The organism is Senegalia massiliensis, from assembly GCF_009911265.1.
GTDB classification, from domain to species: domain Bacteria; phylum Bacillota; class Clostridia; order Tissierellales; family SIT17; genus Anaeromonas; species Anaeromonas massiliensis_A.
Window position 1 is genome coordinate 150,428 of sequence record NZ_QXXA01000001.1, and the last position, 17,708, is coordinate 168,135.

General features: G+C 28.5%; 16 protein-coding genes and 1 other annotated feature. Of the genes, 14 read left to right on the plus strand and 2 right to left on the minus strand.

What is annotated here, in order from left to right; all coding sequences use genetic code 11:
* The gene (locus D3Z33_RS00725; RefSeq protein WP_160195883.1) at positions 1-1,464 is read left to right on the plus strand and encodes a 4Fe-4S dicluster domain-containing protein; all 1,464 of its coding nucleotides are present in this window, start codon (positions 1-3) and stop codon (positions 1,462-1,464) included.
* A 37-nt stretch (positions 1,465-1,501) separates the two neighbouring features.
* Here D3Z33_RS00725 and D3Z33_RS00730 read toward each other — a convergent pair whose 3' ends face one another.
* Entirely contained in the window at positions 1,502-2,110 is a 609-nt protein-coding gene (locus tag D3Z33_RS00730) for a cell wall hydrolase (protein ID WP_207708345.1), read from the minus strand.
* Between the two features lie 195 nt (positions 2,111-2,305).
* Between D3Z33_RS00730 and D3Z33_RS00735 the strand changes: the two genes are divergently transcribed.
* The 11 genes from D3Z33_RS00735 to lpdA all read left to right on the plus strand — a co-directional run bounded on the left by D3Z33_RS00735 (position 2,306) and on the right by lpdA (position 14,029).
* Positions 2,306-3,481: a dicarboxylate/amino acid:cation symporter gene (locus tag D3Z33_RS00735; protein ID WP_160195885.1), complete on the plus strand. Its 1,176-nt coding sequence runs from the start codon at positions 2,306-2,308 to the stop codon at positions 3,479-3,481.
* A 116-nt stretch (positions 3,482-3,597) separates the two neighbouring features.
* A complete protein-coding gene (locus D3Z33_RS00740; protein WP_160195886.1) occupies positions 3,598-4,356 on the plus strand; it encodes a DUF975 family protein in 759 nt (252 codons plus the stop codon).
* A gap of 165 nt (positions 4,357-4,521) precedes the next feature.
* Positions 4,522-5,853 carry a type I glutamate--ammonia ligase gene (gene glnA / locus D3Z33_RS00745; protein ID WP_160195887.1) on the plus strand — a complete coding sequence of 444 codons (1,332 nt, stop codon included), beginning with the start codon at positions 4,522-4,524 and terminating at the stop codon, positions 5,851-5,853.
* A 64-nt stretch (positions 5,854-5,917) separates the two neighbouring features.
* The gene (locus D3Z33_RS00750) at positions 5,918-6,499 is read left to right on the plus strand and encodes an ANTAR domain-containing response regulator (RefSeq protein ID WP_160195888.1); all 582 of its coding nucleotides are present in this window, start codon (positions 5,918-5,920) and stop codon (positions 6,497-6,499) included.
* 133 nt (positions 6,500-6,632) lie between these two features.
* Positions 6,633-6,761, plus strand: coding sequence for a hypothetical protein (locus D3Z33_RS16850; RefSeq protein ID WP_279279048.1), 129 nt, complete (start codon positions 6,633-6,635; stop codon positions 6,759-6,761).
* A gap of 15 nt (positions 6,762-6,776) precedes the next feature.
* Entirely contained in the window at positions 6,777-7,289 is a 513-nt protein-coding gene (locus D3Z33_RS00755) for a DUF5698 domain-containing protein (RefSeq protein WP_160195985.1), read from the plus strand.
* 85 nt (positions 7,290-7,374) lie between these two features.
* Positions 7,375-9,099, plus strand: a complete 1,725-nt coding sequence (locus D3Z33_RS00760; protein ID WP_160195889.1) for a phospho-sugar mutase — start codon at positions 7,375-7,377, stop codon at positions 9,097-9,099.
* A gap of 133 nt (positions 9,100-9,232) precedes the next feature.
* On the plus strand, positions 9,233-10,321 hold the full coding sequence (gene pdhA / locus D3Z33_RS00765) for a pyruvate dehydrogenase (acetyl-transferring) E1 component subunit alpha (protein ID WP_160195890.1): 1,089 nt from the start codon (positions 9,233-9,235) through the stop codon (positions 10,319-10,321).
* Entirely contained in the window at positions 10,321-11,301 is a 981-nt protein-coding gene (locus tag D3Z33_RS00770; protein WP_160195891.1) for an alpha-ketoacid dehydrogenase subunit beta, read from the plus strand. The genes pdhA and D3Z33_RS00770 overlap by 1 nt, the downstream gene beginning before the upstream one ends.
* A 14-nt stretch (positions 11,302-11,315) precedes the next feature.
* Positions 11,316-12,635, plus strand: coding sequence for a dihydrolipoamide acetyltransferase family protein (locus D3Z33_RS00775; protein ID WP_160195892.1), 1,320 nt, complete (start codon positions 11,316-11,318; stop codon positions 12,633-12,635).
* Between the two features lie 11 nt (positions 12,636-12,646).
* Positions 12,647-14,029: a dihydrolipoyl dehydrogenase gene (gene lpdA / locus D3Z33_RS00780; protein ID WP_160195893.1), complete on the plus strand. Its 1,383-nt coding sequence runs from the start codon at positions 12,647-12,649 to the stop codon at positions 14,027-14,029.
* Positions 14,030-14,065: 36 nt separating this feature from the next.
* Here the strand turns inward: lpdA and D3Z33_RS00785 are convergent, their stop codons facing one another.
* A complete protein-coding gene (locus D3Z33_RS00785; RefSeq protein ID WP_160195894.1) occupies positions 14,066-15,058 on the minus strand; it encodes a lipoate--protein ligase in 993 nt (330 codons plus the stop codon).
* 89 nt (positions 15,059-15,147) lie between these two features.
* Positions 15,148-15,359: a binding site (T-box leader), on the plus strand.
* Positions 15,360-15,407: 48 nt separating this feature from the next.
* On the opposite strand from D3Z33_RS00785, the gene asnS reads away from it, so the two are divergent.
* Together asnS and D3Z33_RS00795 are read left to right on the plus strand one after the other, a co-directional pair.
* Complete coding sequence (gene asnS / locus D3Z33_RS00790; RefSeq protein WP_160195895.1) at positions 15,408-16,799, plus strand: asparagine--tRNA ligase; 1,392 nt, start codon at positions 15,408-15,410, stop codon at positions 16,797-16,799.
* 76 nt (positions 16,800-16,875) lie between these two features.
* Positions 16,876-17,685, plus strand: coding sequence for a GTP pyrophosphokinase (locus tag D3Z33_RS00795; RefSeq protein ID WP_160195896.1), 810 nt, complete (start codon positions 16,876-16,878; stop codon positions 17,683-17,685).
* Positions 17,686-17,708 lie beyond the last annotated feature (23 nt).

Genomic DNA, 17,708 nt, shown 5'->3' on the forward strand with positions numbered 1-17,708 from the left:
ATGCGAAAGTTTGAAAACTATGTTCAAGAAATAAAATATGAAGTATTAAGAGAGGTATCAAAACTTACTCTTTCTGGAGAGTTAAATGATAAAATAAATGAAATTCCTAATGTTATTGATCCTGGTCCTGAACCGAGAACAAGATGCTGTATACACAAGGAAAGAGCAATAACAGTTGAGAGAGTAAAGCTAGCACTAGGGGGAAACAAAAAAAATGATAATATAATAGAAGTATTAGATGAAGCTTGTGATGAATGTCCAATAGATAGATTTGTTGTTACTGAAGCATGTAGAGGTTGTCTGGCACATAGGTGTACTGATGTATGTCCAAAAGGTGCAATACATTTCATTAATCATAGAGCATATATAGACCAAAATAAATGTATAGAATGTGGGAAATGTAAATCTGCTTGCCCATATAATGCTATTTCTGATGTAATGAGGCCATGTAGAAGAGCTTGCAATGCAAATGCATTGTCTATAAATGAAAATAAAAAAGCAGTTATAGATAATGAGAAATGTATACAATGTGGAGCATGTGTATATCAATGTCCTTTTGGTGCTATAATGGATAAATCATATATTGTAGAAACATTAGAATTATTGAAACAATCAAGAACAGATGATAATTTACATGTATATGCAATAATAGCACCTGCTATATCTAGTCAATTTACCTATGTAGATATATCACAAGTTATTACAGGAATCAAAAAAATTGGATTTCATGATGTTGTAGAAGTAGCTTTAGGTGCTGATATTGTATCATTACATGAAACTGATGAATATTTAAAAACCATAGATAATAATGGATTAATGACAAGCTCTTGTTGCCCAGCTTTTGTATCTTATATAGATATGAATTATCCTGAATTAAAAGATAAAGTATCTAGTACTGTATCTCCAATGATAGCTGTATCCAGACTAATAAAAAAAATAGATGATAAAGCAAAAATAGTATTTATTGGTCCATGTACTGCTAAGAAGATGGAGATGAAAAGAGCAGATGTAGCAGGAAGCACAGATTATGTAATAACTTTTGAAGAACTTACTGCAATGCTTGATGCAGCAAATATTAAATTGGAAGAATGTGAAAAGGGATTACTTAATAATGCATCTTTCTACGGAAGAATATTTGCTCGTACAGGTGGTTTAGCTGAATCTATAGAGCATATTATTCAAGAAGAAAATTTAGATGTTAGATTCAATCCTATTAGCTGTGATGGGATAGAAGAATGTGATAAAGCTTTAAAGCTAGCAAAATTCAAAAAAACGGATAAGACATTTATTGAAGGTATGGCTTGTAAAGGTGGTTGTATAGGAGGAGCAGCATCTATAACACATGGTCCTAAAGATAGAAGAGAAGTTGATAACTACGCTAAGTTAGCACTTGAAACAAAAGTTAAAGATTCAGTTAGAATTTTTAATAAAGAAAATATAGATTTACACAGAAAAAAAATATAGATTAAAATGCTGCACATGGACTTGTGCAGCATTTTAATTATTTAAAGAACATATGATTATCAATTTCCAGTATGAATTCTCTATTGTTAATTATCCAATTTGAATTTGCAGTATCTGGATTTAGAAAGAACAATGAATTGCCCACTGGTTTTTTGCCTTCTAAAGCATCTATAGCTGCTTTAATACTATCTTCTGATGGATTATTAATGATAGAACCAGTTGAAACTGGAGTGAATTGTGATGTGGTTTTATTTTTTTGAAATATTACTTCTTTAATATTTTCAGGAAATTTATTTGAATTTACTCTATTTATAACAACACTCCCTACAGCTAATTTACCATCATAAGACTCGCCTTCAGATTCAGCATGTATTATTCTAGATAGCCAATAAAAGTCATCATAAGAATAAATTTTATATTCATTTAGATTATTTTCATTGTAATTATCAGTATTAACTCCTAAAACCTCTACAGGATATATTTTTCCATTAATAATTCTATATTTCATATTAAAATTATTATTTTTATAAAGTATTGACTTATTTTGAAAATGTTTAGGAAATGTAATTAAATTCTTTTTAATATTTGGATATAAAGTGAATTTTTCAGCAAATATAAAATTTGTAGATAGAATAAATATTAGCATTAAGGTAATTAATGCTACATTTAACATAAATTTTCTTTTGATTATTCTCACCTCTTTTAGATAAAAATATTAATTTTTGACTACAATAAAGTATACCCAATCAAAATTATTTTAAAATTTTCTTGCATACAACTTCAAAATAACTTATAATATTTATAAGAATTTTCAAAAAATATAAGAGAAGGAAGTGAAAAGATGAAAAAAATTGGATTATTGCCTAAACTAATCATAGGAATCATTTTAGGTATTATTATTGGTCTTATTTCAAAGCAATTAGGAAACTTTATTGTAGTTAGATTTCTTAGTACATTTGGAAACATATTTAGTAATTTTTTAAACTTTATTATTCCTTTAGTAATAATTGGATTTGTAGCTCCTGGTATTGCTGAACTTGGTAGAGGAGCAGGGAAATTACTTGGTATAACAGCTTTATTTGCATATGTGTCAGCAGTTATAGCAGGTGTAATGGCATTTTTTATAGGTTCTACAATACTTCCAAATGTAATAACAAGTGGTGATTTAGCATCAGCTAGTGAAGTAGATGTATCTCCATATTTTGAAATAACAATAGATCCGATGATGGGGGTTATGACTGCACTTGTAACAGCTTTTGTATTAGGTCTTGGAATGGCTTATATTAAAAGACAAAGATTATTAGAAGTTATGCAAGATTTTCAATCTATTATTCAAGGTGTAATAAACTATGTATTAATTCCTCTTATTCCACCATATATAGCAAGTATATTTTCTAAAATAACAGCTACTGGTGAAATATTTAATACAATAAAAACCTTTTCATCAGTATTTATATTATTAATAACACTTCAAATTATATATATTATTGTTCAATATTCTATAGCTTTTTTCTATACTGGAAAAAGTCCTGTAAAGAGTATAAAGAATATGTTACCAGCATATTTTACAGCTTTAGGAACTCAATCATCAGCGGCTACTATACCTGTAACTATACAATCTGCAAAGAAGAATGATTTAGATGAAGATATAATTGACTTTGTAATTCCTCTTGGTGCTACAATTCATCTTGCAGGAGATACTATTACTCTAGTGCTTGCTTCTATGGGTGTAATGTTAATGAATGGAAATACTCCTACCTTTGCTACAATGTTTCCATTTATTCTTATGCTTGGTATAACCATGGTTGCAGCTCCAGGAATACCAGGAGGAGGAGTAGTGGCTGCACTTGGATTATTAGAGACAATGCTTGGGTTTGGTGCTCAAAAACAAGCTCTTATGATAGCACTTCATTTTGCACAAGATAGTTTTGGTACTGCAACAAATGTAACAGGTGATGGTGCTATTGCAATAATCATAAACAAATTTGCAAAAATGACCAAAAAAGAAAAAGTATGATATAAAAAGATTTGTCATATCTTGATATGACAAATCTTTTTTAATTTAATAAAATATTTAGTATAATAGTTATTTATGGATATATATTAATATAATAGTAAAAAAGGGGTGATAGTATGTGGTCTAGAAGTGAATTAAAGTTAAATGCAAAAGCTGTACTTAAAAAATCTTATTGGAAAGCATTTATTGTAAGTATAGTAATTGCTTTAGCTGGAGGAAACGGTTGGTTTTCTGGAGGAGGATCTGGAGGAGCTACTAGTGGTAGCAATGAATTTAGCAATAATACAAATTCAATTCCTAGTGAAATTTTTCCAGAAATAATATTTATTATATTATTTGTAGCTTTATCAGTTATTGCTGTTGTTATGATTTTTAGAATATTTCTTGGATATCCACTTGAAGTAGGAGGTAAAAGATACTTTGTAAGTTCTACTGAATACGAATTTAATATGAATTATTTAGGATACATATTTGAAAAAGGAATATATTTAGATACAATTAAAACTATGCTTTTAAGAGGAGTATATAATTTCTTGTGGTATTTGTTATTAATAATACCTGGAATAATCAAAGGATATTCTTATAGCATGGTACCATATATATTAAGTGACAATCCTAATATAGGAGCTAAAAGAGCAATAGAACTTAGTCAAGATATGACTAGAGGACATAAATTTGATATGTTTATTTTAGATCTTTCATTTATAGGTTGGTATTTATTAGGAGTACTATTATTTATAGTGGGTATATTTTTTGTATTTCCTTATGTGAATGCTACTTATGCAGAACTATATAAAGTATTAAGAGAATATGCAATAGCTAAAAATTATACTACAGAGATGGAATTAAATATAGATAACCTAATAGAGCAGTAAAATATATTAAATGAAAAAAAGTATATAAACTATTGCAAAATATATTATATAGTTTTATAATATATACTATAAAAAAATAATTTTAGGGCAATGGCGTCCAAAATAAAGGGGTATATAAACCTTTTTGTTTTGGACCTTTTTTATTGTCAATAATAGGAGGAGAATATGAAAAAATATACTAAAGAACAATTAATAGAATTAGTGCAAAAAGAAAGTGTGGAGTTTATACATCTTCAATTTACAGATATTATGGGGGTTATGAAGAACATTTCTATAACATGTGAACAACTTGAAAAAGCTCTTGATAATGAAATAATGTTTGATGGTTCATCAATAGATGGATTTGTTAGAATCGATGAATCTGATATGTATTTAAGACCTGATTTAGATACCTTTAGAATATTTCCATGGTCAGGAGAATATAAAGAAGCAAGGTTAATATGTGATGTATATAATTCAGATGGAACTCCATTTAAAGGTTGTCCTAGAAATGCCTTAAAAAGAACTGTTAATGAGGCGAAAGAAATGGGATACACTATGAATGTAGGACCTGAATGTGAATTCTTTTTATTCCATACTGACGAAAAAGGAGAACCTTCTTTAAATACACATGATAATGCTGGCTATTTTGATTTAGCGCCTGCAGATTTAGGTGGGAATGCAAGGAAAGATATGATTATAACACTTAAAAAAATGGGATTTAATATAGAGGCTTCCCATCACGAAAATGCTCCTGGACAACATGAAATAGACTTTGAGTATGCAGATGCAGTAACTACAGCTGATAACATAATGACTTTCAAAATGGTAGTAAGGATAGTAGCCCAAAGACATGGACTACATGCTACATTCATGCCTAAGCCTAAAAACAACATGGCTGGATCGGGGATGCATTTAAATATTTCACTTGCTCATTTAGATGGAAAGAATGCTTTTTATGATGAGAATGATAAAATGCAATTTACAGATGTAGCATATAGTTTCTTAGGTGGGTTATTAACACATGCAAAAGCTTTTACAGCCATAACAAATCCTACTATAAATTCATATAAAAGATTAGTAGCTGGGTATGAAGCACCTGTTATGATAGCATGGGCTGAAGGGAATAGAAGTCCACTTATAAGAATACCTTCTAAAAAAGGAGCTTCAACTAGAATAGAACTTAGAAGTCCAGATCCATCAGCTAACCCATATTTGGCTCTTGCTGTAACATTAAAATCAGGTATTGATGGGATAAAAAATAATATTAGACCAACAAATGGTGTAAAGAACAACTTATATGATATGGAAGAACAAGATTTGAGAGATCAAGGTATTGATAGATTGCCTACAAATTTAAAAGAAGCACTTATAGAATTCTCTAAAGATGAGTTTATGAAAAAAGCACTTGGAAATCATTTATATGAAAGAACTATTGATGCTGCTCTTTATGAGTGGAATAAATACTCTAAATTTGTAACAGAATGGGAAATAGATAGATATTTAATGAAGTTTTAGTTGTATAATTTAATAGATATAAATATAATAAATATATATATTTAAAATTCTGGAGTGGTTATATATGTCTAAAGGACAAATTTTAATCTGTGATAGTAGTGAGTATATTCGGAAAAACATAAAAAATCTATTATATAAAAGAGGGTATAAAGTTTATCAAGCTACAAATGGATTAGAAACTTTAAGACTTGCTAGAACAATATATCCGGATATTGTTATTTTAGATGTGAATTTATGGGGTATGAATAGTTTTAAAGTAGGTAAAATAATAGAAGAAGATAATATCTCTACTGTACTTTATATGACTAACAATTTAAGCTCTGCATTTTTAAAGCAAATAGAAACTATGAAAGTATATAGTTATATTAAAAAACCTATAATAAATGAAAACTTATACCAAATGGTAGAATTTGCAATCTTTAATTCTAACAGAATTAAAGATTTAGAAAAAAAAGTTGAGGATTTAAACTTAAAATTAGAATCAAGGAAAATTATTAATAAAGCTAAAATAATATTAATAGAAAAATATAAAATTTCTGAGAATGAAGCTTATAATAGAATCAGAAAAAAAAGTATGGATAGAGGTATTAGTATGGAAAAATTATCTACTGAAATAATTTCAAATTTTAATAAAAAAACTAAATAATTTTTTATAAATATATATTTTTTATATTGATTTATTAAAACTAAATAGTTATAATTTATTTCATAATACATTTTATTAAATATTTATGTAAATAAAGGATACGAAAAAGTGAACGTTTAATTTTAACAAAAATTTGACAGAGGAAAAAGTTGAAAATATCTTAGTACTTTTAAAAGAAGAATATGCAGTATATTGTGATGCTGATTTAAAAGATATGACTGAAGATGAGGTTGACATTCTAATTGATTTGATTTTTAAATAATATAAAAATAAGGGGATATTAATGATTTATTTATTTATTTTTTTCGCAAAGATAATTGAAGTATCATTTATGACTTTAAGGGTTGTTTTTATAACTAAAGGAGAAAAGGTATACGGTTCAATTATAGGGTTTTTCGAAGTAGTAATTTGGCTTGGTCTCATTGGGAGTGTACTTGATGGGATTCAAGATGATCCATTGAGAATGATAGCTTACTCATTAGGATTTGCATGTGGAAATTATGTGGGTTCATTTATAGAAGAGAAATTAGCTATAGGTCTTATGACTATAAATATAATTGCTACAGAAGATAATGGTAGAAAACTTGCAAATATTTTAAGAAATAAAAAAATTGGGGTTACTGTAGTAGATGCAGAAGGTATTGAAAAATCAAGAAATTTACTTATAATTCATGCAAAGAGAAGAAGAAAAAGTGAAATATTAAAACTTATTGATGATACAAACATACCTGCTGTTATATCAGTTAATGATACTAAAGTAATATATGGGGGATATGGAATAAGGAAATAACTACAAAAAATTGTAGTTATTTTTTTGATTAATTATTTAAAATAGGGTAAAATTAAACTATATTACATATAGGAAGGTGACTAAGATGAAATGGTTAGAAAAATATAATCATTGGTTAGAAAATGAAAATATTGATGAAGAAACTAAAAAAGAATTAAGAAGTATAGAAAATAATAAAGAAGAAATAGAAGAGAGATTTTATACAGACCTAGCTTTTGGAACAGCAGGATTAAGAGGTAAAATGGGTGCAGGAACTAATAGAATGAATAAATATGTGATATCACTTACAACTCAAGCTCTTGCAGAAGTAATAAAAGAAGAGGGAGAAGAAGCATGTAATAAAGGAGTAGCCATAGCATATGATGTAAGACATAAATCTGATGAATTTGCAAAAATAGCATCACTTGTTCTTGCAAATAACGGGATTAAAGTATATTTATTCGAGGATATAAGACCTACCCCTGAACTTTCTTATGCAGTAAGAAGATTTAAAACACAAGCTGGCATAGTTGTAACAGCAAGTCATAATCCTAAAGAATATAATGGGTATAAAGTATATTGGAAAGAGGGTAGTCAGATATTATCTGATATAGCTGAAAGAGTTACAGAAAAAATATCTGAAATTAATGATATTGCTGGGATTAAAGCTATGGATGAAAAAGAAGCAAAAGAAAAAGGATTATTGGAGATAATAGGAACAGATATTGATGATGAGTATCTTTCAAAAGTTAAAGAGTCATCTATAAGAAATAATATTAATAAAGATATAAAAATAGTATATACTCCACTTAATGGTACAGGTTACATACCTGTGACTCGTGTATTAGATGAAAGCGGATTCAAAAATGTATATGTAGTGGAAGAACAAGCTGAACCAGACCCTACATTTGCTACAGTTGGTTATCCAAATCCTGAAGATACTAAAGCTTTTAAATATGCGATTAATTTAGGAAAAGAAAAGAATGCAGATATACTTATAGCTAATGACCCAGACTGTGATCGTATGGCTTGTATGGTAAAAGATAATAACAATGAATATGTATCTATAAATGGAAATCAAACAGGAGCAATTCTTATAAAATATATATTAGAAGGATTAAAAGATAAAAATGAATTGCCAGAGAATGGGGTTATAGTTAAATCTATAGTTACAGGTGATTTAGGTAAAAATATAGCTAAAGCTTTTGGTATAGAAACTATAAATACACTTACAGGTTTTAAAAATATTTGTGCAAAAGCAAATGAATTTGAAAAAACAGGAGAAAAAACTTTTATATTTGGATATGAAGAAAGTATAGGTTATGTATATGATACTTTTGTAAGAGATAAAGATGGTGTAATAGCTTCAATGTTAATAGCCGAGGCAGCTGCATATTACAAACAAAATGGCAAAAATTTATTAGAAGTTTTAGAGGGTATTTATAGAGAATATGGATATTATAGTGAAGATTTATTTTCACTTGTTTTAGAAGGAATTGAAGGACAAGAAAGAATAGCAAGAATGATGAAGACTTATGAAGATGAATATTTAACAGATATAGAAGGGGCAAAATTAATTAATATTACAGATTATGAAAACTCTATAAGAAAAGATTTATTAAACAATAGAGAAGAAAAAATAGAGATAAATAAAACAAATGCTTTAAAATATGAACTGGATAATGAGTCTTGGTATGCAATAAGACCATCAGGAACAGAACCTAAAATAAAGATATATATTTATGCTAAAGGCAAAGATAAAAAAGATGCTGAAATAAAAGTAAATAATATAAAAGAAAATGTATTAAATAAATTAAATAGTATAGAGTAAACCTTTTTAGGTTTACTCTGTTTTTTTATCTAAATAATTACATATAATAAATTAATGTAACGAAATATACTGTTAAATTTATAAGGATTGGGGTATTTTAAAAATAGAATATATAAAGGAGGTTTCAAAATCCATGATAATAGATAAATTTAATCCTTTAGAGGATGAAATGATTAGTATATTAAATAAAGAGGGTGAAATAGTAAGAGAAGATATTTTACCTGAAATATCAGATGATAAATTAATAGAAATGTATAAAACTATGTTACTTTCAAGAATTGCAGATTCAAAAGCACTTCAATATCAAAGACAAGGAAGAATGCTTACCTATGCACCAAACAAAGGTCAAGAAGCAGCTCAAATAGGTTCAGTTGCAGCTATAGAAAAAGAAGATTGGCTTGTACCAGCATTTAGAGAATTAGGTGCTTGGTTGTATAAAGGTATTTCACTTGAAAAATTTTATCTTTATTGGTATGGAAATGAAAGAGGAAGTGAATTCAGTGAAAATGAAAAGGTTTTACCGATGGTTGTACCTATAGCTTCCCAATTACCTCATGCTGTAGGAATTGGTATGGCTTCAAATATAAAAGGTGAAAAAGATGTAACACTTGCTTATGTAGGAGATGGAGGAACAAGTGAAGGAGAATTTCATGAAGCATTAAACTTCTCTGGCGTATTTAAAACACCAAATGTATTTGTAATACAAAATAATGGTTGGGCTATATCATTACCTAGACAAAAGCAAACAGCTTCTAAAACTTTAGCACAAAAAGCTCTTAGTTATGGAATTCCTGGTATTCAAGTTGATGGAAATGATATTTTAGCAATGTATGCAGTAACTAAAAAAGCTGTGGAAAGAGCAAGAAATGGTGAAGGTCCGACACTTATTGAAGCTGTGACATATAGACTTGGTGCTCATACTACATCAGATGACCCAACTATATATAGAAAAGATGAGGAAGTGGAAGAATGGGCACTTAAAGATCCATTAACTCGTTTTCAAAAATATTTAATAGACAAAGGACTATGGTCAACAGAAAAAGACGAAAAATTAAGAGAAGAATATTCTGATATGGTAACAAAAACATTTAAAAAAGTAGAAAAAATAGGTACAGATACTGAACTAAAGGATATATTCCAACACACTTATAGTAAAATGACACCAAACTTAGAAGAGCAATACGAAAGTCAAAAGAAATATTTTGAAGGGGGCGAAAAATAATGCCATTATTAAATAATATAGGAGCACTGACTTATGCACTTGAACAAGAAATGGAAAAAGATAAATCAGTAGTAGTATATGGAGAAGATGCAGGACTTGAAGGTGGTGTTTTTAGAGCCACTAAAGGGTTACAAGAAAAATTCGGTGAAAAAAGAGTGTTTGATACACCATTAGCTGAAGCTGGAATTGTAGGTTCAGCTGTAGGTATGGCAATAAATGGGCTTAAGCCTGTAGTAGAAATACAATTCTCAGGATTTATGTTACCTGCATATAATCAAATAGTAGCTCATGTTGCAAGAATGAGAAATAGATCTCGCTCTAGATATAAACTACCTATGGTTATTAGAATGCCTTATGGTGGAGGAGTAAGATCACCTGAACACCATTCAGAAAGTCCAGAGACATTATTTGCACATATCCCAGGGCTTAAAGTAGTTATACCTTCCACACCATATGATACAAAAGGATTATTACTTTCAGCAATAAGAGAAGAAGATCCTGTAATATTTATGGAACCTAAGAGGATATATAGAGCATTTAAACAAGAAGTTCCTGAAGAAGATTATACTATACCTATTGGAAAAGCAAAGGTAGTAAAAAAAGGAGAAGATATTACAGTTGTAGCTTGGGGAGCATTAGTTAGAGAAGCAAGTAAGGCTATTAAAACATTAGAAGAAAAAGAAGGAATATCAGTAGAACTAATAGATTTACGTACAATATCACCTATAGATAAAGAAACAATAATAGAATCAGTTAAAAAGACAGGTAGATTTTTAGTAGTTCATGAAGCAGTTAAATCATTTGGTCCTGGTGCAGAATTAATATCTATAGTAAATGAAGGAGCGTTTCTTTATTTAGAAGCACCACCATCTAGAGTTACAGGACTTGATGTTACAGTACCTCTACCTAAATCTGAACATTTCTTTATGGTAGATGAAAGAAGAATAATGGATAAAATAAAAGAATTAGTAAAGTATTAGAGAGGTGATAAAAAATGTATAAATTTAAATTTGCAGATATAGGAGAAGGAATACATGAAGGAAAGCTTCTAAAGTGGATGTTTGATGTAGGAGATGAAGTAAAAGATGGAGATACATTATTTTTAGTAGAAACTGATAAAGTAAATGCAGAAATCCCTTCACCAGTTGATGGAGTAATAAAAAAATTACTTGCTGAAGAAGGAGATACTATTCATGTAGGTGATGTGGTTGTAGAAATAGATGATGGTGAAGAAAGTGAAAGTTTAGAAGAGAAAAGCGAAAAAAAAGGAGAAACAAGAAAAGAAACAATAGATGAAGGAAAAGATATGGCTGGAGTTGTAGGAGAATTAGAAGTGGGAGAAGATGTATTAGAAAGTAGTGACGAAAATGAAGGAAAAGAAGAAATTACTTCTAAAAAGAAATCACTAGCAACACCAGTAGCTAGAAAACTTGCAAAAGATTTAGGAATAGATATTAATAGTATAAGTGGCAGTGGTGCAAACGGCAGAGTAATGAAAGAGGATATATATAAAGCAAGTGAAATGAAAGAAAAATCTGACCAAAAAGATGATTCTAAAGGTAATAACAAAAAATCCTATATTAAAGATATAGATATTCCTAAAATTAAAATAGATGGAGAAGTAGAAAGAGTTAAAGTTTCTAAAATGAGAAAAACTATTGCAGAAAATATGGTATTGTCAAAATCAGTAATACCACATGCTTCATCCATGGATGATTTTGATGTATCAGAATTAGTTGAGTTTAGAAAAGAGCAAAAAGAAATTGCTGATAAACAAGGTATAAAACTAACGTATATGCCATTTATAATTAAAGCAATAACTCTTGCATTAAAAGAATATCCAATATTAAATTCAAGTTATGATATGGAAAATGAAGAAATAATATTGAAGAAGTATTACAATATTGGTATAGCAGTAGATACTCCAGAAGGGCTTATGGTACCAGTTGTTAAGAATGCCGATAGAAAAGGTATTTTAGAAATATCAAAAGAAATGAATGACTTAATAGAAAAATCACAAAATAGAACAATAGGGTTAGAAAATCTTCGTGGTGGAACATTCTCTATAACTAATTATGGAGCAGTAGGTTCTACTTATGGAGTACCAGTTATAAAATATCCAGAAGCAGCAATATTAGGCATAGGTAGAATAACTAAAAAACCTGTAGTAAAAGATGGAGAAATAGTTATAAGAGATATTGTTCCTATTTCTTTAAGTATAGATCATAGAATAATAGATGGTGCAGATGCAGGTAGGTTCTTAAATAAAGTAAAAGAATATTTACAAGACCCTATGTTATTGTTATTAAGTTAGGAGGTATACAAATGACTAATTATGATATTTCAGTTATAGGTGGAGGTCCTGGTGGTTATGTAGCTGCTATAAAAGCAGCTCAAATGGGTGCAAAAACTGCTATTATAGAAGATGGGAATATTGGTGGTGTGTGCTTGAACTGGGGCTGTATACCTACTAAAACATTGCTTAAAAGTGCAAAAGTATATAAATATATGATGAACTCAGAAAAATATGGTATAGATTTAGAAAATAAATCAAATGTAAAAATAAATTGGGAAAATATGAAAGATAGAAAAAATAAAGTAGTTAGCCAATTAACAGGAGGAGTAGAGACATTATTAAAGAAAAATAGTGTTGATATATATAATGGATTTGCTAATATAATTGATAAAAACACTATAGAAGTAAATAATGAAAAAATTAATACTAAAAATATAATCATAGCTACAGGTTCTTCTCCTAGATTACCTGATATACCTGGTTTTAAAGAGTCAATGGAAAAAGGATATATTGTAACAAGTAAAGGTGTTATAGATTTAGATAATTTACCTAAAAAGTTACTAATATTAGGTGGTGGAGTAATATCAGTAGAGTTTGCTACACTATATAATGCCTTAGGAACTGAAGTTACAATCTTACATCGCTCTGAAAAGATTCTAAGAAGTCTGGATGATGATATAAGTAAAAAGATGAATAGAATATTGAAAAAAGATGGTGTAAAAATAGTATATAATTGTGATATACAAAAAATAGAAGATAACAAAATTATGACTATAGTTAAAGGAAAAGAAAAAGTATTTGAAGGTGACAAAATACTTACTAGTATAGGTAGAGTACCAAATTTAAAAGGCCTTGAAAATATTGATATCAAAAAATATAAAAAAGGCATTATTACAGATGAGTATATGAGAACAAATATTGACAATATATACGCTATAGGTGATGTAAATGGAAAATATATGTTAGCTCATGTAGCAAGTGCTGAAGGAATTTCAGCAGTTGAAAATATATTAGGTGAGAAATCTACTATAAACTATAATACAGTTCCATCTTGTATATATAGTTTCCCTGAAATTGGAGTATCAGGTTTAACTGAAAAAGAAGCCAAAGAAAAGGGATATGATGTAATAACTAGCACATTCCCATTAGCTGCAAATGGAAAAGCACTTGCAGAAGGTGAAACTGATGGATTTATAAAGATAGTTTCAGATGATAAATATAAAGAGATATTAGGAGTTCATATTTTAGCTCCAACAGCTACAGATATGATTGCAGAAGCTGTAACTACTATGGAACTTGAAGGAACAGCCTATGAGCTTGCTAAGGCTATACATCCACATCCTACATTATCAGAAACAGTAATGGAAGCAGCTCATGGAATAATAGACAAACCAATTCACATATTCAGATAAAAATAGCAGCCAAGGCTGCTATTTTTATCTGAATAATTAACTAAAGAGACATTCTAAAATATCATCTTTATTTATATTATAAAAATATTTTTTAATGTCTATATCATCAAGTATATTTTTTATATCTTCTATTTTATATTTCTCACCTATTAATTCATTTTCTAAAGAACTAACATCTTTATCCCCAAAGAAGTCTCCATAGATTTTTAAGTCTTTAATTTTACCATCTTTAACAGTAAATCTTATATCTAAAGAGCCACCTTCAAAGCGCTTTTGTTTTTGAATTTCAAATTCAGGACTTTCACCAAAATTCCATTCCCATTTATCATATCTAGAGTTTTTAAGTTCCTCAATTTCCCTTAACTGTTTATCACTTAACTTATATTCTTTTTCTTCTATATCATCAGTATCCAATATAAATTTTAAAAGAATCTCTTTAAATTCATCCATAGACACCTTTTTTTCTAAATGAGGTAATATATTAGTCACTCTACTTCTAATAGATTTTATACCTTTAGATTTGATTTTTTCATCACCTACATTTAAAACTTCTACAATATCTTCTAATGTAGAATCAAAAAGGATTGTCCCATGATGAAGCATTTTATTTTTATAGAAATATTGTGCATTACCGGAAACTTTCTTGCCATCTACTACAATATCATTTCTTCCATGAAAAACAGCATTAACACCTAATTTTTGTAATGCATCTATTACAGGTTGTGTAAATGTTTCAAAATTGTTTACATTTGATTTAAAGTTTTTAGTTATAAAAGTAAAGTTTAAATTTCCAAAGTCATGATAAACAGCTCCACCACCAGATAGTCTTCTAACTATATTAATATCTTTTTTTTCAATATAATTTTTATTAATTTCTTCAATAGTATTTTGGTTTCTTCCAATTATTACTGAAGGTTCATTCTGCCATAATATAAGTATATCTTCATCTAAGTCTAATCCTTTTACTGCATATTCCTCTAATGCTAGATTATAATGAGGGTCAAAATTATTATTTTCTATATAAATCATATTTCACACTCCTTTTAAATTAATATATACTTTACTTATTTTTTTTTATATATTATAATAACTATAATACAATAAGGTTACAATATATTCAATAGACTATGATAGGAAGAGTAGATATAGAAAAACATTTTAGCGAGTTGATTATGGTGAAAGTTCAACATGTATACTATATTGAAGAACATCCTTGAGTTTCTAACTGAAATCTTTTGAGAGTAGGATTAGACGGATACAAACCGTTATTTTGATTAGAGTTGGTCATAAGACAACTAGGGTGGTACCGCGGAATCTTTTCGTCCCTTTTTAGGGAGAGAAGATTTTTTATTTTGCAAAAAAATAAGGAGGTAAAAAAATGAAAAATATTTTAGTAAGAGAAATTTATAAAGACAAAGAAGAATTTAAAGACAAGGAAATAAAAGTTTCAGGTTGGATTAGAACATCTAGAAGTTCTAAAAAATTTGGGTTTATAGAATTAAATGATGGAACTTTCTTCAAGGGAATTCAAATAGTAATAGGTAATGAATTAGATAATTTTAAGGAAGTTACAAAACTTTCAGTAAGTAGTGCTATAATAGTAAAAGGAAAACTAGTATTAACACCAGATGCAAAACAACCTTTTGAAATACAAGCTAGTGAAATAACTATAGAAGGAGAGTCACCTAGTGACTATCCACTTCAAAAAAAGAGACATACTTTTGAGTACTTAAGAACAATAGCACATCTTCGCCCTCGTAGTAATACTTTTTCAGCAGTATTTAGAGTGAGATCTTTAGCAAGTTATGCTATTCATAAATTTTTCCAAGAAAGAGATTTTGTATATACTCATACACCTATAATTACTTCAAGTGATGCAGAAGGTGCAGGAGAAATGTTTAGAGTAACAACATTAGATCTTGAAAATATTGAAAAAAATGAAGAGGGAAAAATTGATTCTACATTAGATTTTTTTGGTAAAGAAACATCACTTACAGTAAGTGGACAATTAGCAGCTGAGACTTATGCTCAAGCCTTTAGAAATGTATATACTTTTGGACCAACTTTTAGGGCAGAAAAGTCTAATACTGCAAGACATGCTGCAGAATTCTGGATGGTAGAACCAGAAATATCTTTTGCAGACTTAAATGATGATATGGATTTAGCTGAAGATATGATGAAGTATATAATAAAATACATCATGGAACATGCAAAAGAAGAATTAGATTTCTTTAATAAATTTATAGATAAGGGTCTTTTAGAAAGACTTACAAATGTAGCAAACTCTGATTTTGAAAGGATCACTTACACAGAAGCAATAGATATACTTGAAAAATCAAATGAAAAATTTGAATATGAAGTTAAATGGGGTATAGATCTTCAAACAGAACATGAAAGATATCTTACAGAAAAAGTATTTGATAAACCAGTTTTTGTGACAGATTATCCAAAAGATATAAAGGCATTTTATATGAGATTAAATGATGATGATAAAACTGTTGCAGCTATGGATCTATTAGTTCCAGGTGTAGGAGAAATAATTGGAGGAAGTCAAAGAGAAGAACGACTTGATAAATTAGAAGATAGAATAAAAGAATTTGGACTTGAAAAAGAAGATTATTGGTGGTATTTAGATTTAAGAAAATATGGTACTACAAAACATGCAGGATTTGGTCTTGGGTTTGAAAGAATTATAATGTATCTTACAGGAATTAGTAATATTAGAGATGTAATATCTTTCCCTAGAACTACAAAATCTGCAGAGTTTTAGAAGAGAAAAGTAATTTAATTATTATATGTAGAATATTATTTAGTATCATATGCTATTCAGGGGAGGTTAAGGTTTTATGATACAAAATTGGAATCAAGTGCTTATACCTTATGATCAAGCAGTTGAAGAATTAAAAATAAAATTTAAAAGCATAAGAAATGAATATAGAAAAATGGATGAATACTCTCCAATTGAATTTGTTACAGGTAGAGTCAAAAAAATATCAAGCATATTAGATAAATCTAAACGTCTTAATATTCCATTAGATGATATAACTGAGAAAATGGAAGATATAGCTGGTATAAGAATAATGTGCCAAATGGTTGAGGATATTGACAAAGTAGTAAATTTGATAAAAGAAAGAGATGGAAAGGATTTAAAAATTGAATATGAAAAAGATTATATAAAAAATCAAAAAGAAAGTGGATATAAATCGTATCATATAATAATTAGATATCCTGTTCATACTGCCTTTGGTCAAAGAGATATATTAGCAGAAATACAAATAAGAACACTTGCTATGAATTTTTGGGCAACTATTGAACATTCTCTTAATTATAAATTTGAAGGTAATATGCCAGAACATATAAAAATTAAATTAAAAAATGCAGCAGATTCAGCATCTAATCTAGATGAACAAATGTCTGAAATTAGAGAAGAAATAGTTGAAGCTCAAGAAATGTTTCAAGTGAAAAGTAGTTTAGTAGCAGAGATACTAAATAAAATACAAACCCTTTATTTCTCAGGAAAGGTAAAAGAAATAGATGATTATAGAGAAGAATTCTTTGATATTCAAGAACGAGGAAACTTCTATGAGTTAAGATATTTTAAAAAGAAATTAGATAAGTTAGCAGAAAAATATAATATACAAATAATACAAAAATAGGTACTCCAAATGGAGTACCTATT